The organism is Amycolatopsis sp. (assembly GCF_035546795.1).
In the GTDB taxonomy this organism is placed as follows: domain Bacteria; phylum Actinomycetota; class Actinomycetes; order Mycobacteriales; family Pseudonocardiaceae; genus Amycolatopsis_E.
In genome coordinates this window covers 1-22429 of sequence record NZ_DASZWC010000018.1, presented here as the reverse complement: position 1 = coordinate 22429, position 22429 = coordinate 1, and the positions used below count along the sequence as shown (strand labels likewise).

23 protein-coding genes and 1 pseudogene are annotated in these 22429 nt (G+C 68.7%); 16 read left to right on the top strand and 8 right to left on the bottom strand.

Going from position 1 to position 22429, the window contains the following annotated elements; all coding sequences use genetic code 11:
* The 3 genes and pseudogenes from VHD82_RS12215 to VHD82_RS12205 form a co-directional block, all read left to right on the top strand.
* Nucleotides 1-613, top strand: a pseudogene (locus VHD82_RS12215) (benzoyl-CoA 2,3-epoxidase subunit BoxB); the annotation flags it as partial.
* 204 nt (nt 614-817) lie between these two features.
* Nucleotides 818-2380, top strand: coding sequence for a benzoate-CoA ligase family protein (locus tag VHD82_RS12210; RefSeq protein ID WP_325701362.1), 1563 nt, complete (start codon nt 818-820; stop codon nt 2378-2380).
* Nucleotides 2377-3234 carry an amidohydrolase family protein gene (locus VHD82_RS12205; RefSeq protein WP_325701358.1) on the top strand — a complete coding sequence of 286 codons (858 nt, stop codon included), beginning with the start codon at nt 2377-2379 and terminating at the stop codon, nt 3232-3234. Before VHD82_RS12210 ends, VHD82_RS12205 begins: the two co-directional genes overlap by 4 nt.
* 10 nt (nt 3235-3244) lie before the next feature.
* Here VHD82_RS12205 and VHD82_RS12200 read toward each other — a convergent pair whose 3' ends face one another.
* Nucleotides 3245-3682, bottom strand: a complete 438-nt coding sequence (locus VHD82_RS12200; protein WP_325701355.1) for a VOC family protein — start codon at nt 3680-3682, stop codon at nt 3245-3247.
* 31 nt (nt 3683-3713) lie between these two features.
* On the bottom strand, nt 3714-4157 hold the full coding sequence (locus VHD82_RS12195; RefSeq protein ID WP_325701352.1) for a MarR family winged helix-turn-helix transcriptional regulator: 444 nt from the start codon (nt 4155-4157) through the stop codon (nt 3714-3716).
* Between the two features lie 88 nt (nt 4158-4245).
* On the opposite strand from VHD82_RS12195, the gene VHD82_RS12190 reads away from it, so the two are divergent.
* Nucleotides 4246-5208 carry a ring-cleaving dioxygenase gene (locus tag VHD82_RS12190; protein WP_325701349.1) on the top strand — a complete coding sequence of 321 codons (963 nt, stop codon included), beginning with the start codon at nt 4246-4248 and terminating at the stop codon, nt 5206-5208.
* Nucleotides 5209-5293: 85 nt separating this feature from the next.
* On the opposite strand, the gene VHD82_RS12185 is transcribed toward VHD82_RS12190, so the two are convergent.
* Nucleotides 5294-5506, bottom strand: a complete 213-nt coding sequence (locus VHD82_RS12185) for a LysR substrate-binding domain-containing protein (RefSeq protein ID WP_325701346.1) — start codon at nt 5504-5506, stop codon at nt 5294-5296.
* A gap of 98 nt (nt 5507-5604) precedes the next feature.
* Here VHD82_RS12185 and VHD82_RS12180 point away from each other — a divergent pair, with 98 nt between their 5' ends.
* From VHD82_RS12180 to VHD82_RS12140, 9 genes are all read left to right on the top strand, one after another.
* The gene (locus VHD82_RS12180) at nt 5605-6387 is read left to right on the top strand and encodes a class I SAM-dependent methyltransferase (RefSeq protein ID WP_325701343.1); all 783 of its coding nucleotides are present in this window, start codon (nt 5605-5607) and stop codon (nt 6385-6387) included.
* A 36-nt stretch (nt 6388-6423) separates the two neighbouring features.
* Nucleotides 6424-6753, top strand: a complete 330-nt coding sequence (locus VHD82_RS12175) for a lipopolysaccharide assembly protein LapA domain-containing protein (protein WP_325701340.1) — start codon at nt 6424-6426, stop codon at nt 6751-6753.
* Between the two features lie 75 nt (nt 6754-6828).
* Entirely contained in the window at nt 6829-7581 is a 753-nt protein-coding gene (locus VHD82_RS12170; RefSeq protein WP_325701337.1) for a S1 family peptidase, read from the top strand.
* 106 nt (nt 7582-7687) lie between these two features.
* Nucleotides 7688-8458, top strand: coding sequence for an Abi-alpha family protein (locus VHD82_RS12165; protein WP_414637493.1), 771 nt, complete (start codon nt 7688-7690; stop codon nt 8456-8458).
* A 223-nt stretch (nt 8459-8681) separates the two neighbouring features.
* The gene (ectA, locus tag VHD82_RS12160) at nt 8682-9182 is read left to right on the top strand and encodes a diaminobutyrate acetyltransferase (RefSeq protein ID WP_325701334.1); all 501 of its coding nucleotides are present in this window, start codon (nt 8682-8684) and stop codon (nt 9180-9182) included.
* Between the two features lie 48 nt (nt 9183-9230).
* A complete protein-coding gene (gene ectB, locus VHD82_RS12155) occupies nt 9231-10484 on the top strand; it encodes a diaminobutyrate--2-oxoglutarate transaminase (protein WP_325701331.1) in 1254 nt (417 codons plus the stop codon).
* A gap of 12 nt (nt 10485-10496) precedes the next feature.
* Nucleotides 10497-10886, top strand: coding sequence for an ectoine synthase (locus tag VHD82_RS12150; protein ID WP_325701328.1), 390 nt, complete (start codon nt 10497-10499; stop codon nt 10884-10886).
* Nucleotides 10887-10965: 79 nt separating this feature from the next.
* The gene (thpD, locus tag VHD82_RS12145) at nt 10966-11859 is read left to right on the top strand and encodes an ectoine hydroxylase (protein WP_414637495.1); all 894 of its coding nucleotides are present in this window, start codon (nt 10966-10968) and stop codon (nt 11857-11859) included.
* 360 nt (nt 11860-12219) lie between these two features.
* Entirely contained in the window at nt 12220-14925 is a 2706-nt protein-coding gene (locus VHD82_RS12140; RefSeq protein ID WP_325701322.1) for an AfsR/SARP family transcriptional regulator, read from the top strand.
* A 134-nt stretch (nt 14926-15059) separates the two neighbouring features.
* Here the strand turns inward: VHD82_RS12140 and VHD82_RS12135 are convergent, their stop codons facing one another.
* From VHD82_RS12135 to VHD82_RS12125, 3 genes are read right to left on the bottom strand one after another with little or no spacing between them, the layout of a single operon-like run.
* Nucleotides 15060-15944: a hypothetical protein gene (locus VHD82_RS12135; RefSeq protein ID WP_325701319.1), complete on the bottom strand. Its 885-nt coding sequence runs from the start codon at nt 15942-15944 to the stop codon at nt 15060-15062.
* Complete coding sequence (locus tag VHD82_RS12130) at nt 15941-16420, bottom strand: DUF6932 family protein (protein WP_325701316.1); 480 nt, start codon at nt 16418-16420, stop codon at nt 15941-15943. Before VHD82_RS12130 ends, VHD82_RS12135 begins: the two co-directional genes overlap by 4 nt.
* A 53-nt stretch (nt 16421-16473) precedes the next feature.
* Nucleotides 16474-17307: an SGNH/GDSL hydrolase family protein gene (locus VHD82_RS12125; protein ID WP_325701313.1), complete on the bottom strand. Its 834-nt coding sequence runs from the start codon at nt 17305-17307 to the stop codon at nt 16474-16476.
* A gap of 223 nt (nt 17308-17530) precedes the next feature.
* On the opposite strand from VHD82_RS12125, the gene VHD82_RS12120 reads away from it, so the two are divergent.
* Nucleotides 17531-18214 (top strand): DUF3159 domain-containing protein, encoded by a 684-nt coding sequence (locus VHD82_RS12120; RefSeq protein WP_325701310.1) that lies wholly within the window; start codon nt 17531-17533, stop codon nt 18212-18214.
* Here VHD82_RS12120 and VHD82_RS12115 read toward each other — a convergent pair.
* Both VHD82_RS12115 and VHD82_RS12110 read right to left on the bottom strand, forming a co-directional pair.
* Entirely contained in the window at nt 18180-19094 is a 915-nt protein-coding gene (locus VHD82_RS12115; RefSeq protein ID WP_325701306.1) for an N-acetylglucosamine kinase, read from the bottom strand. The genes VHD82_RS12120 and VHD82_RS12115 overlap by 35 nt on opposite strands.
* Nucleotides 19091-20098 (bottom strand): SIS domain-containing protein, encoded by a 1008-nt coding sequence (locus VHD82_RS12110; protein WP_414637494.1) that lies wholly within the window; start codon nt 20096-20098, stop codon nt 19091-19093. The genes VHD82_RS12115 and VHD82_RS12110 overlap by 4 nt, the downstream gene beginning before the upstream one ends.
* A 130-nt stretch (nt 20099-20228) precedes the next feature.
* Between VHD82_RS12110 and VHD82_RS12105 the strand changes: the two genes are divergently transcribed.
* Together VHD82_RS12105 and VHD82_RS12100 are read left to right on the top strand one after the other, a co-directional pair.
* The gene (locus VHD82_RS12105; protein ID WP_325701301.1) at nt 20229-20957 is read left to right on the top strand and encodes a GntR family transcriptional regulator; all 729 of its coding nucleotides are present in this window, start codon (nt 20229-20231) and stop codon (nt 20955-20957) included.
* A complete protein-coding gene (locus VHD82_RS12100; protein ID WP_325701298.1) occupies nt 20954-22426 on the top strand; it encodes an MFS transporter in 1473 nt (490 codons plus the stop codon). The genes VHD82_RS12105 and VHD82_RS12100 overlap by 4 nt, the downstream gene beginning before the upstream one ends.
* Nucleotides 22427-22429 lie beyond the last annotated feature (3 nt).

Sequence of the window (22429 nt, the reverse complement as noted above, 5' to 3'; positions counted from 1 at the left end):
GATGGACATCGCCTCGCACGGCGGGATCCCGCTGGAGATCATCCAGCGCTACATCAACTTCCACTACAGCGTCTCGCTCGACCTGTTCGGCAGCGAGACCTCCACCAACGCCGCGAACTACTACACCGCCGGGCTCAAGGGGCGCTGGATGGAGCCGCGCCGCAAGGACGACCACCAGCTGACCGATGACGCCGCCGAGCTGCCGCGCCCGCGCGAGGACGGCACCTGGGACAGCGAGGAGATGCAGAAGATCCTGCTGCTCAACCTCGATCTGCGCGGTGAATACATCGCGGACTGTCAGTCGGGTGTGAAGAGGTGGAACCGCATCCTCGCGGACAACGACATCTCGTTCACCTTCGCCCTGCCGCACCCTGGATTCAACCGGCACGTCGGCATAAACTCCGGCCACCACATCACGCCGGACGGGACCATCGTGGACGAGCAGACCTGGCAGCGCGGGCAGGCCAACTGGCTGCCGACGGCGGAGGATCTCGCGTTCGTCCGTTCGCTGATGCGCCCGGTGTACGAGCGGGGCAAGATCGCGAGCTGGGTGGCCCCGCCGCGGCAGGGGATCAACGGCAAGCCGTTCGACTACGAATACGTATACCTATAGGAGCTTTGTGTAAGCGGCGGAGCCGCTTGCGGTGGGGCTGGCAGTTTGCACCGCCGCAGGTCTCAGGCGGCTTCTCGCGAGGACAGCGCTGACGTGGTGAATTGGCATTCATGAGGAGGCGATCCCGGAGTGAGAAGGCGTCTGAGGTTCTGCTACCCGCACCGGCTCGCAAGCCGCCGACAAGTGAGTCTTTAGGAGCGTGCGATGGTCGGGTTCAATGCGGTGGATTACCTGCTCGACCGGCATGTCAGGGACGGCAACGGGGCCCGGGTCGCGGTGCGCGCGCCCGGCCGCACGCTGACCTACGCCGAGCTGGCGGACGAGGTGCACCGGGTCGCCGGCGGGTTCCGCCGGATCGGGGTGCGCCCGGAGGAACGGGTGATGCTGTGCATGGTGGACGGCGTGGAGATGCTCACCGCCGTCCTCGGCGCGATGGCCGCCGGCGCGGTGCCGGTGCCCGTTTCCACGATGGTGACGGGGCCGGAGCTGGGCAAGGTGCTGGCGGATTCGCGCGCCCGCGTGCTCTGCGTCTCGGCCGAGTTCTCGGCGGCGGCGCAGGAGGCGATCGCGCTGGCGCCCGAGGTGACCGACGTGGTGCTCGACCGCGCCGATCCCGGTGACTTTCCCGCCGTGGCAACGCATGGCTGGCCGGAACTGTCCATTTCGGACCCGATCCCGTCGTATGCGACCTGGGAGGACTCGCCCGCGCTGTGGTTGTACACCTCGGGCACAACCGGCGAGCCCAAGGGTGCGATGCACCGGCACGCGAGCATCCGCGCGGTGTGTGAGACCTACGGCAGCCAGGTACTGGGGATTCGCGGCGAGGACAGCTGTTTCTCCGTGGCGAAGCTGTTTTTCGCCTACGGCATAGGGAATTCGCTGTTCTTTCCGTTCTCGGTCGGCGCGACGACGGTGCTCGAGCCCGCCAAGCCCAGCCCGCGGCTGATCTCGGACCGGGTGCGCACCGAGCGGCCTTCGTTGTTCTTCGCGGTGCCCACGTTCTACTCGGCACTGCTCGCGAGCGACATTCCGGACGACACGTTTTTGTCCGTGCGCCAGGCGGTTTCGGCCGGAGAGCCGTTGCCGGGAGTGCTGTTCGAACGGTTCCGCGCGAGGTTCGGGGTGGAGATCCTCGACGGCATCGGCTCGACGGAGGCACTGCACATCTTCCTGTCGAACCGGCCCGGCGCGGTGGTGCCGGGTACCACCGGGACAGCGGTGCCCGGGTACGACGTCGAAATCCGGGACACGACCGGGGTGCCCATCGAGGGCACTGGCGAGCCGGGCGAGTTGTTCGTGCGCGGGCCGTCCACCGCGTTCGGCTACTGGAGCCGGTACGAAACCTCGAAGCGCGTGTTCCAGGGAGACTGGCTGCGCACGGGCGACAGCTACGTGCGTAACGCCGATGGCACCTATACTTGTCTCGGCAGGTTCAACGACATGCTGAAGGCCGGCGGCATTTGGGTGTCACCGTCCGAAGTGGAGCAGAGACTGTTGCAGCATCCGGATGTGGCGGAGGTGGCCGTGGTCGCGGCCCCGGACGAGGACGGGATCGACAAGCCGGTCGCCTGCGTGGTGCCTGCCGCGGGCCGGGAGCTGGATTCGGCGGCGCTCATCGAGTTCTGCCGCGAGGGCCTGGCCGCGTTCAAACGCCCGCGCGCCGTGGTCGGGGTGTCGGAGCTGCCGAAGACGGCCACCGGCAAGATCCGCCGCAACGTGATCCGGGAACAGGTTCGCGACGCGTTGCGCCCGGGGGCGCTCGCGTGATCGATGGCAGGACGGTGGTGGACGCGCATGTCCACGTCCCGCGGCTGAGCACGTTGAAGCCTGCCTGGCTCGAGTGGGCCGAGCAGTTCTCCGGCCCGCACGACTGGCGTTCGGCCTATGACGAAAACGGCGACCCGGTACCGTCCCGTTTGGACAGTCTACTGGAGTCGGAAGGCGTCGACCGGGCGCTGCTGTTCTGTGAGTACAGCCCGCGTGCCACCGGCATCCAGCCGATCGAGGACAACCTGCCGTTGGTGCGGCACAACCCGGAGCGCTTCCGGCTGGTGGCCAACGTCAATCCGTACCTGCATCATCCGGTCGCGGCCGAAGTGGAGCGGCAGCTTGATCTCGGCGCGGTGGCGCTCAAGATCCATCCGGTGCACGGCGCCTTTTCGCCCGCCGACAAGGAGTTGTACGCCGCGTACCAAGTGTGCGCCGATCGGGGTGTGCCGGTGATCCTGCACTCGGGCACGAGCAGTTTTCCCGGCGCGCGGGCCAGTATGGGAAACCCGGAGCTGCTGTCCGATGTGGTCGAGGACTTCCCGGGCGTGAACTTCGTCTTCGCACACGGCGGCCGCGGCTGGTGGTACGACGTGGCCGCATTTTTGGCACTGGCAAAGGAAAATGTCTGGCTGGACCTGGCGGGCCTGCCGCCGAAGAAGCTTCCGGACTACTACGCGCGTTTCGACCTGAGGCGGTTGGCGGGGAAGCTCATCTTCGGCACCGACTGGCCAGGAGTTCCCGGCGCGAGCCGGAATGTGCGCGCGCTGACCGAACTCGGCCTGCCGGACGACGTGCTGACCGATGTGCTGTCCGGCAACGCCGGGAAACTCTTTCCAGGACTGGACGTTTAGCGATCTGTGTTCACTTCGCCGGCTGGTGCAGGCAGAGGGTGTTTCCCTCGCTGTCGGTGAACCACGCGGCCTTTTCGCCTTCCATCGTGGCGATGTGGCCGACGGTGCGCAGTTCGTCGGAGTCGAAGTCCTGGAACCGGACTCCGCGCCCCTCCAGCTCACCGATCTCCGCGGCGATGTCGGCGACCTCGAAGCTCAGCGCGGTGTTCTCGCTGGGTGTGGTGTTCGGCAGCACCCGCAGCCCGATGGCACCACCGCCGCCGACCTCGAAGTAGTGCGTGCCGTCCGGGCTGCTGGCGACTTCGTGCAGCCCCAGTGCTTCGGTGTAGAAGCGCTGGGCGCGGCTGCCGTCCTGCACCGGAAGCATGGTGACCACAGTGGACTTGGTGAGCATGTCGGCCTCCTCGCGGGCCAGGCGCCGCGACCCGTCGCGACGCGACCTGCCCATCGTGCGCCCGGTTCCCGCCCGGAGGCAATCATTACCGGCCGTTCACTTCCCGCAGTGTGCGCATGGCTGCAGCGAGTGCTTCGGAGGCCTCGGGCCCAAGCGGTTCGAGCACGCGGCGGCGCAGGATTTCAGCACCCGCTTGACGGGCCTTCTCCGCGACCTCCCGGCCGTGTTCGGTGAGGCAGGCGTACGTCACCCGGCGGTCGTTCGGATTGGGCAGCCGGCAGATCAGGTCGGCGGCGACCATCCGGTCGGCGACCTTGGTGAACCCACCGCTGGAGAGAGCGGCTTCACCCGCGAGGCGGGTCATCGGCATCTGGTGGCCGGGGGTGCGCACGAGCCGGAGCAGGATGTCGAACGACGCCGGGGCCAGGCCGAACCGCTCGGCGATCTCGCCCATCAGCTTGTCCTGGGTGGCCAGGTACCCCTCGATCACCAGGCCCCACCACGTCACGATCTCGTCGTCATCCGCCACGCCACCAGTATAAGCACTGTTCTCTTGCCGGAATATATCTTGCCAGCGAGAGGTTTACCGGTCAGCTCGAACCCAGAGGAGGACTTCGATGTCCATCAACACGACTGGCCTGCACCACGTCACGGCCGTCGGTGGCGAACCGCAGCGCAACGCCGAGTTCTACGTGCGCACGCTCGGCCTCCGGCTGGTGAAGAGGACGGTCAACTTCGACGACCCTGGCAGCTATCACCTCTACTACGGCGACGAGTCCGGCAAGCCGGGCACCCTGATGACCTTCTTCCCACGGCCCGACGCCCCGGCGGGCAGACGCGGCACCGGGCAGGCCACCACCACGTCGTTCTCGGTGCCGGCGAACTCGATCGGCTGGTGGCGGGACCATCTCGCCGAAACCGGCGTGACCACCGGCCGGATCGCGAACCGGGACAGCGAGGACGTGCTCACCTTCGACGATCCCGACGGCCTGCAGCTCGCGCTCGTCGCGCATCCGCAAGGCGATCCGCGTGACCCGTGGGACAACGGGCACGTTCCGGCCGAGCACGCCATCCGCGGGCTGCACTCGGTGACGCTGTCCGTCGCCGAGGAAGAGCCGACCGCCGAGATGTTCGGCGACCTCGGCCTCACGTTCGTCGGCCAGGATTCCAACCGGCTCCGGTTCAGTGCCGGTGCAGGTGGTCCCGGCGCGATCGTGGACGTGCTGGTCACCCCCGGCGTGGCACGCGGGCTGGTCTCGACGGGCACCGTGCACCATGTCGCGTGGCGGGCGCCGGACGAGGAGACCCAGGCGAACTGGCGCGCGGAGCTGGTGGACGCCGGGGTCAAGGTGACGTCCATTTTGGACCGTCAGTACTTCCGGTCGATCTACTTCCGCGAACCGGGCGGCACCTTGCTGGAGGTGGCGACCGACCAGCCGGGCTTCGCGATCGACGAACCGCTGCTCGAACTCGGCCGCGCGCTGAAGCTCCCGCCGTGGCTGGAGCCCGACCGCGAGCAGATCGAGCGCACCCTGCCGAAGCTGAACCTGCCCAGCGAGAACAATCCGGAACTGGTCTGAGCGGACCGGGCCTGCAGTCGCCGCCGGCCGGTTCGGCCGTGGTGCGTCATGGAACGACGTCCGCGACCAGCCGGAAACCACCGGGTCACTCCGGCGCCGGGGCCCTGGCCGACCATTCGGTCAGTTTCTCCCGGCAGGCGCGGGCGGCCTGTGAAGAGCGGCCCTTCCGCCGGATCAGCCATACCTCGCGGCGCAAGGGCGGGTTCAGCGAGCACACGGCATCCCCGGCGAGCGAACGCGGCATCAGCGCCACGCCAAGTCCGTGCCGCACCAGCTCGCCGATCTCATCGTGATCCACCCGGGGGACTGGCCGGGCGACGTGGCCGAGTTCCTCGTCACCGCCGCGCGACCGGCCGACATTCGCCGGGTCTTCGTCGGCGGGCGACAATTGACCGCATGAGCGCGCTGGACCGGTGGGCGGAGCAACTCGCGGGCTGGGCCATTCCCGAGCACATCCTCGAGGCCGCACCGGAGTCGCCGTTCGCCTTGCCGCGCAACGTGTTCGTGCGCCGCGCCGATCGCCAGCTCGGCGGGCCGCGCACGCCGACGCATCACGCGGTGCTCGCCGGGCTGGACGGCGGCGGCACCCTGCTCGACATCGGCGCCGGTGCCGGGGCGGCGAGCCTCCCGTGCGCCGAGGCGATCACCCACGTCACGTCGGTCGACACGAATCTGCTCCCCGAGTTCGCGGACCGCGCCGAGTCGCTCGGCCTGCCACACCGCACGGTGGACGGGCACTGGCCGCAAGCCGCGGAACAGGTCGGATCCGTGGACGTCGCGGTCTGCGCCAATGTGCTTTACAACGTCGCCGACCTGGCGCCGTTCGTGCGGGCGCTGCACGAGCGCACCCGGCGCCGAATCGTCGTGGAGATCAACGCTGCACATCCGATGACCGGGATGAACCCGCTCTGGCAGCGCTTTCACGACCTCCGCCGCCCCGATGGGCCGACCGCGGACGACGCCGTCGCCGCGCTGCGCGAACTCGGTGTCCAGCCCGAAATCGTGCGCTGGCAGAAGAAAGCCGTGCCCACGCCGTTCCCGGAACTGGTCGAGACAACGCGCAAACGGCTATGCCTTGGCGCGGACCGGAGCGCCGAAGTCGCCGGGGCGCTGCGTGGCACGACTCCCGGTATCCGGCACATGACGACACTCGTCTGGTCACCCGAACGGACGCGCTGACAAGCGGAAACGCGGTTCGCGGACGAGAATGGCGCAATGACGCACGCGCAGGAAAGCGAACCGCACGAGGCCCCGCGCCCGGCACCGGCGGCCGCGCGGCCCGCCCACATCAAGCGAACCAGGGTCAGCGGCACCTGGGTTGCCGTGATCGTCGCTTTGGTCCTGCTGGTTTTTCTGCTCATCTTCATCCTGCAGAACCTGGAAGACACCACGATCACCTTCCTCTGGGGCAGCGGCAGCATGCCGCTCGCGCTGGCCATGTTGTTCTCCGCCATCGGCGGGGCGGCGCTCGTCGCGCTGGTCGGCGCGGCCCGGATCATGCAGCTACGGAAGGCGACAAAGCGTGCCCGACGATCACCCCAGTGAGTGAATTAACCTGGTCCGGTTTTCCGCTCGGTCGATACCTGCCCACTCGAAGGGGTCCGAGCGTTGCGGAAGATCATGACTACCGTCCTGGCCGTCGCCGCGGTGGTGGGCGCGACACTGCCGGCGGCCTCGCCCGCGCAAGCCGTCGCGAAGGGCGAAGCCGCCGCCACCGGCCAGTTCCCGTACTCGGTGAAACTGACCATGACCGACATCCCGAACGCGGACGGCACCACCTACGACAGCGCCTGCTCGGCAGGGCTGATCAGTCCACAGTGGATTATCACGGCCGGGCACTGTTTCCATGACACGGCAAGGAATCCGGTCAGCGGACCGGTTCCGTACAAGACCGTCGCCACGCTCGGCAAGGCCGACGTCGCCGACACCTCGGGCGAGGAAGTCGACGTGGTCGAGGTCCGCCAGGCCGGCACCGACGACATCGCGCCGGCGAAGCTCGCCAAGCCGGTCGAAGGCCTGGAAACGCTGCGGATTCCCGATGGCGCGCCGACTGCCGGTGAGCAGCTCGTGCTGGCAGGCTGGGGTGCGCGGAACTCCACCGACGTGACGCCGTCCACGCACCTGTACTACGGCAAGGTCGCGGTGAGCAGCGTCGCCGACACCACCGCGGGCGTGCAGGGAGTCTGGCCGGCGGCCGACACCAGTGCCTGCACCTACGACTCCGGCGCGCCGTACTTCTCGCTGGACGACAGCGGAAACGCGACGATCGCCGGAGTGGAAAGCGACGGCCCCGACTGCCCGCACACCACCTCGGAGACCGTCGGCCGGGTGGACGTCGTCGCCGACTGGATCGGCGAGGAGCTCGGTTACTGATCCGACCGGAAGTAGGCGGACACTCATCCGCCGATCTGTTTGTAAAGAGCTGTTTCCGCCGTGGCTGTAGTCGGATCGGTAACGACCGGCACAGTAGCATCTGGGCGTGACCAGCGAAGACCTTCCCGCGATCCCACAAGCCGAAGACGAGAACCTGCTCCGCCGGGCGGGGCGGTTCGCCGGCTGGGCGGCGCGCACCGGCGTCGGCCTGACCAGACGGCTGCCCGGAGTCGACTTCGCCGGCGAGGGGTTGCGCCACGTCGAGCGGCAGGTGTTCGCCGGCCTGCGGAAACGCCTGGACGAGGTGGATGACCCGTATGTGGTCGCGCTCAGCGCCGCCTCGGCCGGCCATGAGCACAACGGCAACAACAACGGCTCCCCGGCCCAGCTCGTGCTCGCCGAGGAGCCGTTGCGCACCGCCATGCGGGAGCTGCTGGACCGGTCGATCGGTTTCGACCAGGAACGCGCGCGCGAATACCTGTACGCCACCGTGCTGCGCCGGCTTACTCCGGATGAGGCGCGAATCATCGCGGTGCTGGCCCACGGTGACCCTTTTCCGGCGGCGGATGTCGTGACGCGGGGAAATCGAATTCTGTTGCGCAACGCCTCGACCGTGGGAAATGCGGCCGGCGTGACGCTGCTCGACGAAGTGCCGAGCTATCTGACCAGGCTCGCCCGGCTCGGCCTGGTGGACATCACCGACGACGATCCGGCGCTGGCCGCGCAGCACGAGATCCTGGCGACCGACGAGCTGGTCCGCGCGACGATGGCGAGCGCGAAGCGGACCAGGCTGCTTCGTCACACTGTGCGCTTGTCCCGCTTCGGTGCGCGGTTCTGGTCGGCCTGTGATCCCGCCCGGCGGAGTCGCGCCGAGTGAGCCCTGCCACTAGCGTGTAACGAAATCGGAGACTTCGACGGTTGACGTGACAGCGTGCGTGACCGCCGCGGGCGGCAAGTGCTGGGCCTATAGCACATCTCCGCTATAAATGGTACATTTTTGTTGCTATTGTCACACGTGTTTCCTCGTCGTTGCAGGTAGTTAGCCTGCGCGTCGCGTCTTGCGCTGAACGGGCTAACTAACTCTGTTAGCTTGTTTTGACATGTCCGGAAAGCACTTGATCGAATCTCCGACCAAGGCCGACGGCAAGGCGCTGTGGCGAATAGCACGGGATTCACAGAAGCTGGATCTCAACACGCCATATGCGTATTTGTTGTGGTGCCGCGATTTCGCCGAAACCTCCGTTGTGGCCAAAGTGGACGGTGCAGCGGTCGGTTTTGTGATGGCGTACCGTAGACCGCAGGCGCCCGACACGGCGCTGGTGTGGCAGGTGGCCGTAGACGCATCGCAGCGTGGACAAGGCCTGGCCGGGGCACTGCTGGACGAGTTGTTCACTCGTCTGGTGCGCCAGGGTGTCCGCTACCTGGAGAGCACGATCACACCGGACAACAAAGCCTCGATCAGATTGTTCGCGTCGTTCGGCGAGCGTTGGGGCGCGCGCGTCGAACAGACGCCGCTGTTCGCCGCCGCCGATTTTCCGGACACCGGCGAACGACACGAGCAAGAGGACCTCTACCGTATCGGTCCGCTTACTCTCCGATAAAACGGAATAGCGCGGCCGATAAGGAAATTCGGGAGTTGAAAAAAACCAGTGAGCATCTTCGAAAAGCTGGAATCCGAAGTTCGCAGCTACAGCCGTGGCTGGCCGGTCGTGTTCGACCGCGCCGTGGGCAGTCACCTGTACGCCGAGGACGGCACCCCCTACCTTGACTTCTTCGCCGGCGCAGGTGCGCTCAACTACGGGCACAACAACCCGATCCTCAAGCAGGCTCTCCTCGACTACATCTCTCGCGACGGCGTCACGCACGCGCTGGACATGTTCACGGTGGCGAAGCGGGACCTGCTGGAGACGCTCGAGGACAAGATCCTCAAGCCACGCGAGCTGGAGTACAAGGTCGTCTTCCCCGGTCCCGGCGGCGCCAACGCCGTCGAGGCCGCGCTGAAGCTGGCGCGCAAGGTGACCGGCAAGGAATCGGTCATCAACTTCACCAACGCGTTCCACGGCATGACGCTGGGCGCGCTTTCGGTGACGGGTAACTCGATGAAGCGCAGCGGCGCGGGTATCCCGCTCGTGCACGCCACGCCGATGCCCTACGACCAGTACTTCGACGGCGCGTACCCGGACTTCCTGTACTTCGAGCGGCTGCTCGACGACTCGGGTAGTGGGCTGAACGCGCCCGCCGCCGTGATCGTGGAAACCGTGCAGGGCGAGGGCGGCATCAACGCGGCCGGGATGGAATGGCTGCGCGGGCTGTCGGACCTGTGCCGCAGGCACAACATCCTGCTGATCGTCGACGACGTGCAGATGGGCTGCGGCCGGACCGGCCCGTTCTTCAGCTTCGAGGACGCCGGGATCTACCCGGACATGGTCTGCCTGTCGAAGTCGATCGGCGGCTACGGCCTGCCGCTCGCGCTGACCCTGATCAAGCCGGAGCTGGACGTCTGGGAGCCGGGCGAGCACAACGGCACGTTCCGCGGGATCAACCCGGCGTTCGTCACCGCCAGCGAGGCGCTGCGCGCCTACTGGAGCGACGACGAACTGGAGAAGTCCACGCGCGCCAAGGGCGAGCGGATCGGCGCGGCGCTGCAGGGCATCGCCGAGTCCTACCCCGAGGCCGGGCTCACCGCGAAGGGCCGCGGTTTCGCCCGCGGGCTGGAGTTCGAAAGCGGCGAGGTCGCGGGCAAGGTGTGCGCCGCCGCGTTCGAGCGCGGGCTGCTGATGGAGACCTCCGGCCCGGACAGCGAGGTGGCCAAGCTGCTGCCGCCGTTGACGCTGACCGACGCCGAAGTGGGCGAAGGCCTCGAGATCATCGATGCCGCCGTGAAATCCGTACTGAGCAAGTAAAGGGAGAGAGTTTTGATCGTCCGTACCCTCGACGAGATCACCGACACCGACGCTGATGTCAAGACGCCGAACTGGCGCAGCAAGCGGATCGTCCTGGCGAAGGAGAAGGTCGGTTTCTCCGTGCACGAGACCACGCTTTACGCGGGGACCGTGAACGATTTCTGGTACGCGAACCACATCGAGGCCGTCTTCGTTTTCGAGGGTGAGGGCGAGGTCGAGGACAAGGCCACCGGCGAGGTGCATCAGCTCCGGCCGGGCTCGCTCTACCTGCTCAACGACCACGACAAGCACCAGGTCCGGCCGAAGACCGACATGCGCACGGTGTGTGTCTTCAACCCGCCGGTCACCGGCCGCGAGGTGCACGACGAGCACGGGGTCTACCCGCTCGTCACCGAGGAATGACTCCGGGCTGACGTCCGAGAACTCCCACCACATCAAAACAGAGGGGCAGCCAAAGAGGAGGCGAACCGATTTGACGATCATGGACACCGGCGTCGAGGACGTTTACCCGACCCGGGTCACCGGTACCGCGGAGCCGTTCGACCGGCTCGATCCGACCGTCTGGGGCGCGGAAAGCGACGGTCCGGAGGACGCGGCGACGCTCGCCGCGCACGAGGCCAAGGGCTACCACATCGTCGAGGGGCTGCTGTCCCCGGCCGAGGTGCAGGCCTACTGGCAGGAGTTGGTCCGGCTCTCCGGCGACGAGGAGCTCAAGGCCGACGAGCGGGTGATCACCGAGAAGAAGAGCGGCGAGGTCCGCTCGATCTTCGAGGTGCACCGGATCAGCGCCCTGATCAACGAGCTCGTCCGTGATCCGCGCATCCTCGATCGCGCCCGTCAGCTCCTCGGCTCGGAGGTCTACGTCCACCAGAGCCGGGTGAACTACATGCCCGGCTTCCGTGGCAGCGGGTTCTACTGGCACTCCGACTTCGAGACCTGGCACGCCGAGGACGGCATGCCGAGGCCGCGGGCGGTGAGCTGCTCGATCGCGCTGACCGACAACTATCCGTTCAACGGCGGGTTGATGATCATGCCGGGATCGCAGCGCACGTTCGTGCCGTGCAGCGGGGCGACCCCGGAAGACAACTACAAGAACTCGCTGAAGGAGCAGGAGATCGGCGTGCCCAGCGAGCACGACATCACCAAGCTCGCGGCGGAGTACGGGATCGACCAGTTCACCGGGCCCGCGGGTTCGGCGCTGTGGTTCGACTCGAACATCATGCACGGCTCCGGCAACAACATCACGCCGTACCCGCGCTCGAACATCTTCCTGGTGTTCAACAGCGTGGAGAACGCGCTCGTGGAACCGTTCGCGGCGAGCAAGCCCCGGCCGACCTTCATCGGCAGCCGGGACTTCACGCCGGTCGTGCGCTGAAAAGCGTGGCGTGGAGCGGCGGCGGGCCGCTTGCCAGTGGCAGGCGGCTTTGCCGTCGTTCGCGGTACGGCGCAGATCACAGTGCGAATTTCGTGGGTCGGGTGTAGCCAACCCATCGCGCCCTGTTACGGTGTCGCAACCGCATCGGCGACCGTCGGAGCGGCCGAGGTTGTCGTCGGTGGCGTGGGTTCCTCCTTGCTCGGGGTGAGTCCCGTGTGACTGTTGACAGCTGGTCCGGCGGGGTAACACCCGACCCCGCCGCGCGTTTCACCGAGTGCGGCCCCGCACCATCAGATCGGGACTGATGGTGCGGGGCCGCACTCGTTCACCGGCTTCCAGTAGGCCTCTGGGGAGAACAGCGTGCGGGAGGCGTTGCGGATTCAGTTGCTCGGGCCGGTCCGGCTGCTCGCCGGGGACGACCCGGTGCCGATCGGTGGCCCCGCCGTGCGCGGGTTGCTCGCACTTCTCGCACTCGACGCCGACCGCATCGTCGGCCTCGACGACCTCATCGACGCGCTGTGGGGGCACGACCCGCCCGCCACCGCACGCACCATCGTGCACGGCAACGTTTCCCTGCTGCGGCGGGTGATGCGCTCGTTCAAACCGTCGAACCAGGCACTGATCGAAACCGTGGCGCCCGGCTACCGGCTGATCATCGACCCGGACCGGATCGACCTGTACCTCGCGCGCAGGCTGTTCGCGCAGGCGGACGCCGCGCCGTTGCCCGAGCGGGCGGACCTGCTGCGGCAGGCGTACCGGTTGTGGCAGGGGCACGAATTGTCCGATGTGCCGGCATCTATTCGTGCGCCCGATCTCGCCGAGCTGCGCACCGCCGTGCATTCGGCGAGGGTGGACGCCGATCTCGCGCTCGGGCGGCACGCGGAGCTGATCGTCGAACTGTCCACAATGGTCAGAGAGAACCCGCGTTCGGAGCGGGCCGTCGGTCAGCTGATGCGAGCGCTGTACTACTCCGGCCGCCGCGCGGAAGCGCTCGAAGCGTACCGCCGGGTGGCCAGGCACGTGTCCGACACCTTGGGGATCGACCTGGGACCGGACCTTCGTGAGCTGCAGGAACGCATCCTCAACGACGATCTGCCGCCGATGTCCGGTGCCGAACCGGTCAAAACCGTCGATGTCACCCGCGTCGTGCCGCAGCAGCTGCCGCCCGCCGCCGGGCTGCTCGCCGGCCGTGACGCGGAGCTGGCCTGGCTGAACGGGCTGCCGGACGGTGCGGTCGGCGTGGTGACCGGCGCGGCGGGCGTCGGCAAGACGTCGTTGACGGTGTGGTGGGCGCATCGGGTCGCGCCGCGGTTCCCGGACGGGGTGTTGTTCGCGCCGCTGAGCGGCCCCGCCGACGTGCTCACCCAGTTCCTGCTCGGCTTGGGAGTGCCTGCCGCGGACCTGCCGGAGCAGGTGTCCGAGCGCGTCGCGTTGTACCGGTCGCTGATCGCCGGGCGGCGGATGCTGGTGCTGCTCGACGACGCCGCCTCCGCCGAACAGGTCCGGCAGTTGCTGCCGCCCGGCAACGGGTCGTTGGCGCTGGTCACCAGCCGGTCGCGGCTGGACGGGCTGGTGGTGTCCAACGCCGCGCGGGTGCGGCGGTTGGACCCGTTGGCGCGCGCGGACTCCGTGCGGCTGATCGGCGAACTCGCCGGGGCCGAGGCGGCCGAGTACCACGAGCGGCTGGCGGGATTGTGCGGTGACCTGCCGCTGGCGTTGCGGATCGTCGGGGCCCGGCTCGCTGCGGGTCCACAGTGGACGGTGGAGGAATTCGTGACGCGGCTGGAGAGCGAACGCACCAGGCTGGCGGCGCTCGACGTGGACGACGCCGGTGTCCGCGCCGCGCTGGACGTCTCGTACCGGGGGCTGCCGGCGGAGGTCGCTCGCACGTTCCGGGCGCTGGGCGCGCTGTCGCCGGAGACGTCCGGGCCGCATCTGGTCGCGGCGCTGGAGGACATCGGGTTGGCCGAAGCCCGGCGACGGCTGCGCGTGCTGGCCGCACACCACCTGCTGATCGAGCAGGGGCCGGACGTGTTCACCCAGCACGATCTGGTCCGGTTGTACCAGCGGGAGATCGCGGACGCGCGCGAGCAGGTGCTGGCGCGATCGCTGCGGTACTATCAGGCGGTCGGGGACCGGGCCCGGCGACGGCTGCTGCGGATCGTCGACCCGGTGCAGTTCCATGACGCGCCCGTCGAAGGGCCCGAGCTGGACGGTTACGACGATGCGCTCGCCTGGTTCGCCGCGGAATGGCCGAACCTGCTGGCGATCTGCGAGGCCGCGCAGGCGGCCGGGCACCACGAAGACGTATGGCGGCTCGCCCGGGTCGCGCACACCTACCGCGTGGTGCGTCCGCTGTGGAACGAGTGGGCGCGGCTGATCCGGATCGGGATGGCGTCGGCGCAGGCCTGCGAGGACGAGCAGGCGCGGTACTGGATGTTGATCTCGCGGTGCGCGTTCGCGTTGACGTTCGAGGTCGGCGACGGTGGCCTGGCGGACGCGGAAGGGGCGCTGGAAATCGCTCGCCGGCTCGGCGAATCCCGGCAGATGATCTCGGCGGAGATCCACCGGGGATGTGCGCTGACGATGTGCGGCAGGCTCGATGAGGCGATCGAATGCCTGCGCGCGGTGATCACGGAGACCGAGCGGACCGGCGAGGAGGAGCTGCTCGGCCAGGCCCTGAACAACTGCGCGGAAGCGGAGAAGCGGGCGGGCAAGTACGTCGAGGCGGTCGAGCACCAGCTGGCGTCGCTGGCCATCGACCAGCGGCTCGGAGACGACAGCTATGCGGTGGTGTCGCTGAACAATCTCGCGGAGCTGCATCTGCGGCTAGAGGACCTCGACGCCGCCGAGCGGTACTCGCGAACAGCGATCGGGGTGGCGGAGAACCGGGGTTTTCTGCTGCAGGAAGCAGTGTCCCGCACCACGTTGAGCCGGATTCTGCGGCGGCACGACGACGTCGTGGGAGCGCGCCTTCAGTTGGGCTTGTCGCTTGAGCTGCGCAAACGCGTAAGCCCCCGGCTGACGGCCGCGGTCGCCGAAGAACTCGCAGCTCTCGGCCCTTGAACACAGTTAGCGAATTCTTAGCGTCAGGCAGCTTGACTGGCGTAAGGTCGCCCGTAGGCCGTCTGACGCAATGGGGGAGCGTCAGACGGCCGCTCAGCTTCCTCCGGTGTGCCGACCGAAGCCGTTGAGCGGGGTTACTGGTCGAAGAGATGCACTTCCGGAGTGATCTCCAGAAGTTCGTGCACCGGGCGGCCGCGGCGGCCGTCGATCGTGGTGGTCCGGACGACGCGCAGCCGCGCGGTCACCGGACGGTCCAGGTTCTCCTTGATCTGGTCCAGCAGGTCCGGCGCCACCGCGCCCTGGATGGTGCCGCCGGATTCGCGCTCCAGGTAGAAGATCCGCCGCCGCGTGCGCACCCCGTCCAGCCGTCCGGTGACGGTCTCGTACCCGACAGCCTCACGGGATTCGCGCAGGCTGCTCTGCAGCACCTTCGCCTGGTCCATGGTCATCGAGCGGGCGACGTCCTCGCCCGAGGTCGGGGTGAGCTGCAGGCCGATCCCGGTGTTCTTGACGACCGCGTTGACGATGTCGCTGACCGCGTTGCGCACGGTGTCCCGCTGCAGCAGCACCGCGTCCAGCGCCCCGTCGTCCGAACCGTTCGCCGGCAGGAAGTCGCACAACTCCTTCACCGCGCGTTCGGACAGCGTCTCGATCCCGTCGTGGATCAGCGCGTCGTCCAGCGCCGGCTCGGGGAAGCCGAAGAAGATCGCGTTCCCGGCCTGGCCGCGCTGGATCAGCGGGGCCTTGTCCCGGTCGGTCGGCTGGACGTAGGTGACCTCGGCCTGCGGGTTGCGGATGATGTGCCCGACCTTCGCCGTCGCGTCCTGCAAGGAGCGGCTGATGTCGGAGAACGTGTACGCGTCCAGGTTCGTCGAGCCCAGCATCGAAACCCGCAGCAACGGCGAACGTGCGGTGCGCTCGAACTTCGCGTGCGCGGCCATCGCGGACGCGCGCGCGAGGTCGGCGAGCCAGGTGCCGCCGGGAATGTCGTCGGCGATCCGCCGGAACTCCGTACTCACCACACCACCTCGGGAAAACCGCGGGTGCCGTGCGCGGACCACGTGTACTCCCAGGTGTCCTCGTCGCCGGGGAAACTGAGGAAACCGTCGAGCATGCCGCCGACCGGCTGCACCTTGTCCAGGTACATCGCGGGCTGCCCGACGATCACTCCCCGCAATGTGAGCAGACCGTACAGTGCGTCACGCGCCGGTCCGGTCATCCGCTTGAGACTGCCCCAGTCGTCGGGGATCAGCACGACGTCGAGCCCGGCCGGGATGCCCTCGGTGCGGGTGATGAAGGCGCCGCCGATCCACGCCCTGCCGGTCGGGATGATCCGGGCGACGGCGCCGAGGTAGCTGTTCAACGCGCTGAAGAGGATCTCGCGCTCGTTCTGGTGCGGCGCATCGAACACGAGCCGCTCGTAGATGTCGGCGACGTCGGCGGGAAGCCGTCCAGGCGGGAGCGCCCCCTCCGAGGTCCAGTGCGGGAGCGGCATACCGGAAAACCTACCAACGTGAGTACCTGCCGCTTCCGGACGGGTACCGCCGGTCAGGTGGCCGGGGCGTGGTCGTCCGTCGGCGGTGACTGGATCGGCTGGACGGGCTGGAGAGGCTGGATCGGCACGAACGGCGCCAGCTGCGGACGTTTCGGCGAAAGACCGTCGCCCATCGACTCGCCCCGCAACTGGCGGCGGATCCACGGCAGCAGGTGCGTCTTCGTCCACAAGATGTCCGAGCGGCGGTTGGTCAGCCAGTCGCTCGGCTGCTCCAGTGCGGGCCACGGCTCACGCCAGTCGTCGGCCACCGGCACGCCCAGCAGTTCGGCCGCGCGCAGCGCTATCCGCCGGTGGCCTTCGGAGGTGAAGTGCAGCCTGTCGTCGCTCCACGCGCGGAGGTCGCTGAGCACGTGCATCGCCCACAGGTCGACCACCTTGGCGCCGTGCCGGGCGGCGATGGCCCAGAGGTTGGTGTTGTAGATGCCGATCTTGCCGCGCAGCACGCTCATCACGGACAACGATTTCGTGTCGGGCCCGTTGAACAGCAGCACGTCGATGCCGGCCGAGCGCAGTGCCCCGACCACGGAGTCGATCTGCGAAGAGATCTCGTCCACGTCGGTGCCGGGCACGATCACGTCGTTGCCGCCGCCGCAGAACGTGACCAGGTCGGGCTTGAGGTCGAGTGCCACCGGGACCTGTTCGTCGACGATCTCGGCGAGCATCTTCCCGCGCAGGGCGAGATTGGCGTAGCGGAAGGAGGACTGCCCACCGGCCAGGATCTCCGCCAGACGGTCGGCCCAGCCGCGGAAAGTGCCGTCGGGGAGCCTGTCGTTGAGGCCTTCGGTGAAGCTGTCACCTACAGCGACGTAGCTTTCGTAGCCGTACACGGGGTCCCCTTTCGCCGGCACACAAATGTAGTTCGCCCCTTGAACAACATCGCGACAATGCACCCGTAATCCCGACCTACGCCACCGTCGGTTCAGCCGGAAGTCACAGTCTCATGTTTTGTCGGCGTCAAGCACCTCCTTATTACCGCAGGTGGACCCCATTGTGTGGCGAACGTCTCCGCGGCCTCTGCCGTAAAAGGCGGAAATCGGGCAGGGTGTAAGGGTGACCTCACCAACCGCGGAGCGGGAATCGCTGGCGAGCGTGCTCGGTGGCCGGACAGGTGCCGTGGACGCGAGCCTGCCGCCCGTCGCGTTCGTCATCGGGTGGCTGGCGGCCGGGAACTCGATCGCGTGGGGGTCGATCGCGGCGATCGTCGTGGCCGTTGTCGTGGGGGTGTTCCGGCTCGCGCGCGGTGACAAGGCGCGCGCGGTGGTGGTGAGCCTCGCCGCGGTGATCGTGGCCGCGCTGATCGCGCTGCACACCGGGCGCGCGCAGGACTTCTTCCTGATCCAGCTTCTGTCCAATGTGGCCAGTGCGCTGCTGTGGGCGGCCAGTGTGGTGGTGCGCTGGCCGCTGCTGGGCGTGGTGGTCGGGCTGGTACTGGGGCAGAAAACCCGCTGGCGCAAGGATCCGGCGTTGCTACGCGCGTATTCGCGGGCGAGCCTGCTGTGGTCGTGCCAGTACCTGTTGCGGGTGGCGGTGTACCTGCCGTTGTGGTGGACGGGGCAACTCGTCGCGCTCGGAGTGGCACGGACAGTACTGACCTGGCCGCTGCAAGCGCTTACCGTCGCCGTCGCAGGTTGGGTGCTTTACCGGTCGCTGCCCGCGGATCATCCCGGGCTGCGGCTGCGGGAACGACCTGCGGAACCGGTCAAGGTACGGGAGGAAAGTACGCCGGAGCAGTAGCTTTCTCGCCATACGCCTCGACGGCCGCGAGCCATGCCGCGCCGAGTACGCCGTCATTGCTGACCAGAATGTCGAGTCCGGTCAACCGGTCACGCACCCCCTCGCCGACCGGGCCGCGCAGGACGCTGCCGACAAGCACGATCGGCGTGGTCTCGCCCGGTTCGCGGGCGGCCAGCGCGATCTCCGCGAGATGGTCCGCGGCGCGTTCGGCGATCGGCCCCGGCCCGACGAGCGGGGCGAAGCGCGCGAGCCGGATGGGCGCTTCGGCGTTGGCCACGGTGATCAGCCGCCGCCACGCCTGACGCCGGTCGGCCGGATCGATGCCGGTCTCACGCAGCACCGCGGCGGGGAGTTCGTCGAGTTCGACTTCGCCTTCCAACGCTCGAAGCGTCGCGCGGACCGCTTCCCGGCCGAGCCAGTAGGCCGAGCCCTCGTCGCCGAGCAGCCAGCCGTAGCCGCCGGCGGTGGACACCATGCGCCGGCGGCGAATCCTGCCCGCGATCGAACCGGTGCCCGCTACGAGCACCGTCCCGTCGGGCTCCGTGGTGGCCGACGCGAACGCGACCTCGGCGTCGGTCAGCACCACGACTTCGGGCAGGCCGAGCCGCCGCCATCCTGCCTCGAACAGGGCGGCAACCGAACGGTCGGTCAGCTTGGCGGTGCCTGCCATGCCGACCACGCAAGCGTTTGCCGCCGCGGGATCCAGCCCGGTCAGTGCGGCGGTGATCGCCTCGGCCAGATGCGCGACCGCCTCGGCCGGCGGATGCGAGTTCGGGTTCGCCCCGCCGGACCGGCCGCTGCCGAGCACCGTCCCGTCGGCCGCGACCGCGAGAGCACGCGTGGACGTGCCGCCCGCGTCCACCCCGACGACGAAGTTCATCGCGTCTTCGTCACCTTCAGCAGGCCGCGCGGATTGTCCGGGTCGCCGCCGCGGGCCAGCGCGAGCCCGAGCGCGAGCCGCTGCACCGGCAGGACTTCCAGCACCGGCGCCAGTTCCTCGGCCACCTCCGGGATCGGGATGCGCACTGCCGCCGGGACGGTCTCCGCGGACGAACCGAGTGCCAGCACATCGGCGCCGCGCTGGGCGACCGCGCTGAGCACGTCGTGCATGGCCGCGCCGCCGCGTCCCGCTCCAGTCACGGCGAGCACAGCCGTGTCCTCGTCGATCGCCGCGACCGGACCGTGCAGGAGGTCCGCCCCGCTGTACGCGCGAGCGGCGAGATAGCTGGTCTCGGCGAGCTTCAGCGCGGACTCCAGCGCCGTGGCGTACGAGTAGCCGCGGCCGGTGGTGATGATCCGGTCGACGAACCGGTAGCGGTCGATCGCGCGCTGCACCGGGGCTTCCAGCGTCCGTTCGGCCAGCTCACCGAGGTTCGCCGCAGCTGAGCCGTCGCCGCCGCGCGCCGCGTCGATCAGCAGGTACAGCGCCAGGAGCGTGGCGGAGTACGTCTTCGTCGCGGCCACCGCGAGCTCTGCGCCGGCACCGATGTCGACGGCCAGTTCGGCCGCCTTGTTCAGCGGCGAGGCCGGGGTGTTGGTGACCGCGACGGTCAGCGCGCCGCGCTCGCGGGCGGTCTCGGTGAATTCCAGCAGGTCGGGCGAGCCGCCGCTCTGGCTGACCGAGATCAGCAGGACGTCGCGCAGATCGGGGCGGGCACCGTAGAGTGTCACGGTCGACGGGGACACCAGGCCCGCAGGCAAGCCAAGCAGTACTTCGATCAGGTATTTCGCGTACAAGGCCGCGTGATCGCTCGATCCGCGCGCGGCCAGCAACGCGAAGCGCGGCGGCCGTTGTGCGATCACCCTCGCCACCTCGGCGAATTCCGCACGGCGGGCCACCTGGCCGGCCAGCACGGCTGGTTGCTCCGCGATCTCGGCTGCCATGTGCTGTCCGGGGCTGGTCATCACGTCTCCTAGGGCTGAAGGTCTAGACCAATGCTAGCCCGGGCGCGTCGATATCGGGAAAGGGTAGTTTCTTCCTGCGCCGGATGCGCGGTTCGAAGAGGAGTCGGTCATGTTGGAGTCACCCACGCGCGGTCAGCGCGAGCCGAAGTACTGGGCGTTGAAGCAGCATCTGCTCGACCTCCTCGACACGTTGCCACCCGGCTCGCCCATCCCGACCGAACGCGCGTTAGCGATGGAGTTCGAGGTTTCCCGCACGACGGTGCGGCAGGCGCTGGCGGATCTGACCGCCGAAGGTCGCCTGCACCGCGTGCAGGGCAAGGGCACGTTCGCCGCGGAGCCGAAGGTCGCGCAACGCCTGCAGCTGTCTTCCTACACCGAGGACATGCGCGCGCAGGGGCGCGAGCCTTCGTCGAAGCTGCTGGAGATCGAGGAGCTGGCGGCCGAGTCCGAGCTGGCCAAACTACTCGGCACCCGCAACGGCGCCAAGGTGCTGCGGATGCGGCGGTTGCGGCTGGCCGACGGCGAGCCGATGGCGCTGGAGACCACGCATCTGCCGTTGAGCCGGTTCCGCGGGCTGCGCAAGCACGTCTCGGCGGGCGGGTCGCTGTACACCGTGCTGCGGGAGCAGTTCGGGGTGCAGATGGAGCGGGCCGAGGAGACGATCGAAACCTCGCTCGCCGGACCGCAGGAGGCCGAGCTGCTCGGCGCCGACGTCGGGATGCCGGTGTTGCTGCTGTCGCGGCATTCCTTCGGCGCGGACGGGAAACCGGTGGAATGGGTCCGCTCGATCTACCGCGGTGATCGCTACAAGTTCATAACGACGCTCACGCGCCCGTGACCGTCCGCTGGGGCACCGCGACGGCGCGAGGTGTCCTTGCCACCACCATCCTCGGTTCCGGGATGGCGATGCTCGACGGTTCGATCGTCAACGTCGCGCTGCCCCGGATCGGCGAGGAGTTCCAGGCGTCGGTTTCGGGGCTGCAGTGGATCCTCGACGGGTACCTGCTCGCGCTCGCTTCGCTGATCCTGGTCGCCGGTTCGCTCGGCGACCGGTACGGCAGGCGGCGCGTGTTCCTGATCGGCGTGGTGTGGTTCGGCGTCGCGTCGGCGCTGTGCGGGCTGGCGATGTCCACGGAAATGCTCGTGGTGACGCGGATCCTGCAGGGGGTCGGCGGGGCGCTGCTCACCCCGGGATCGCTCGCGATCCTGCAGTCCACCTTCGCGCACGACGACCGGGCGCGGGCGATCGGCGCGTGGTCCGGGCTCGGCGGGGTCGCCGCCGCGGTCGGGCCGTTGCTGGGCGGGCTGCTCGTGCAGGCCTGGTCGTGGCGGCTGGGGTTCCTGATCAACCCGCCGCTGGCGGTGGTCTGCCTGTGGCTGGCGCGGAAGTACGTGCCGGAGTCCCGTGACGAGACGATGAGCGGACGGCCCGACGTGCTTTCCTCGGTGCTGGGCGCGCTGGGGCTGGCCGGGATCACCGCCGCGCTGGTCGAAGCGCCTTCGCGCGGAGTGGGCAGCCCGCTGGTGTGGATCACCGCGCTGCTCGGGGTGGCGGGCCTGGCCGCGTTCGTCCGGCTGCAGCTGCGGGCGGGCGACCCGCTCGTGCCCCCGGCGTTGTTCACCGACCGAACGTTCAGTTTGGCGAATGGGCTGACCTTCGTCGTGTACGCGGCGCTGGGCGGCGTGATGATGTTGCTGGTGCTGCAACTGCAGGTCTCGCTCGGCTACTCGCCGACCGCGGCCGGGGTCGCCGGGTTGCCGCTCACACTCGTGATGTTGGTGCTGTCCGGGCGGTCGGGCGCGCTGGCGCAGAAGATCGGGCCGCGCGTACAGCTGATCGTCGGGCCGTTGCTGATCGCGGCCGGGATGCTGCTGATGATGCGGATCGGGCCCGGAGCGTCGTACCTCGGCGCCGTGCTGCCCGCGGTGCTGGTGTTCGGCCTTGGACTGGCGACGGTCGTCGCGCCGGTGACGGCGACGGTCCTGGCAGCGGCGCCGGACGAACACGCCGGGGTCGCCTCTGGCGTGAACAACGCGATCGCGCGCGCCGGGGGCCTGCTGGCGATCGCCGTGCTGCCGGCGGTTGCCGGGCTGACCGGGGAGTCATACTCGGATCCGGCGGCGCTGACCGCCGGCTGGCGGATGGCTTTGCTGGTGTGCGCGGGGCTTGCCGTCGTCGGCGGGCTGCTGGCGATCGGGGTGCGGAACTCGGTGCTGCAGGATGAGCCCGCGGCGGCCGAGGGGCCGGACCTCGCGGAGTGCCTGCACTGCGCGGTGGACTCGCCGCCGACGCACGCGCACCGCTGAGGC

What these genes read in the sequence shown, in the direction of transcription:
- VHD82_RS12130 (WP_325701316.1), bottom strand. Translation starts at nt 16,420, where the DNA reads ATGCCGCTCCCGCACTGGACCTCGGAGGGGGCGCTCCCGCCTGGACGG.
- VHD82_RS12115 (WP_325701306.1), bottom strand. Translation starts at nt 19,094, where the DNA reads ATGAACTTCGTCGTCGGGGTGGACGCGGGCGGCACGTCCACGCGTGCT.
- VHD82_RS12210 (WP_325701362.1), top strand. Translation starts at nt 818, where the DNA reads ATGGTCGGGTTCAATGCGGTGGATTACCTGCTCGACCGGCATGTCAGG.
- thpD (WP_414637495.1), top strand. Translation starts at nt 10,966, where the DNA reads ATGGACACCGGCGTCGAGGACGTTTACCCGACCCGGGTCACCGGTACC.
- VHD82_RS12110 (WP_414637494.1), bottom strand. Translation starts at nt 20,098, where the DNA reads ATGGCAGCCGAGATCGCGGAGCAACCAGCCGTGCTGGCCGGCCAGGTG.
- VHD82_RS12180 (WP_325701343.1), top strand. Translation starts at nt 5,605, where the DNA reads ATGAGCGCGCTGGACCGGTGGGCGGAGCAACTCGCGGGCTGGGCCATT.
- VHD82_RS12190 (WP_325701349.1), top strand. Translation starts at nt 4,246, where the DNA reads ATGTCCATCAACACGACTGGCCTGCACCACGTCACGGCCGTCGGTGGC.
- VHD82_RS12170 (WP_325701337.1), top strand. Translation starts at nt 6,829, where the DNA reads ATGACTACCGTCCTGGCCGTCGCCGCGGTGGTGGGCGCGACACTGCCG.
- VHD82_RS12200 (WP_325701355.1), bottom strand. Translation starts at nt 3,682, where the DNA reads ATGGGCAGGTCGCGTCGCGACGGGTCGCGGCGCCTGGCCCGCGAGGAG.
- ectA (WP_325701334.1), top strand. Translation starts at nt 8,682, where the DNA reads ATGTCCGGAAAGCACTTGATCGAATCTCCGACCAAGGCCGACGGCAAG.
- VHD82_RS12175 (WP_325701340.1), top strand. Translation starts at nt 6,424, where the DNA reads ATGACGCACGCGCAGGAAAGCGAACCGCACGAGGCCCCGCGCCCGGCA.
- VHD82_RS12105 (WP_325701301.1), top strand. Translation starts at nt 20,229, where the DNA reads ATGTTGGAGTCACCCACGCGCGGTCAGCGCGAGCCGAAGTACTGGGCG.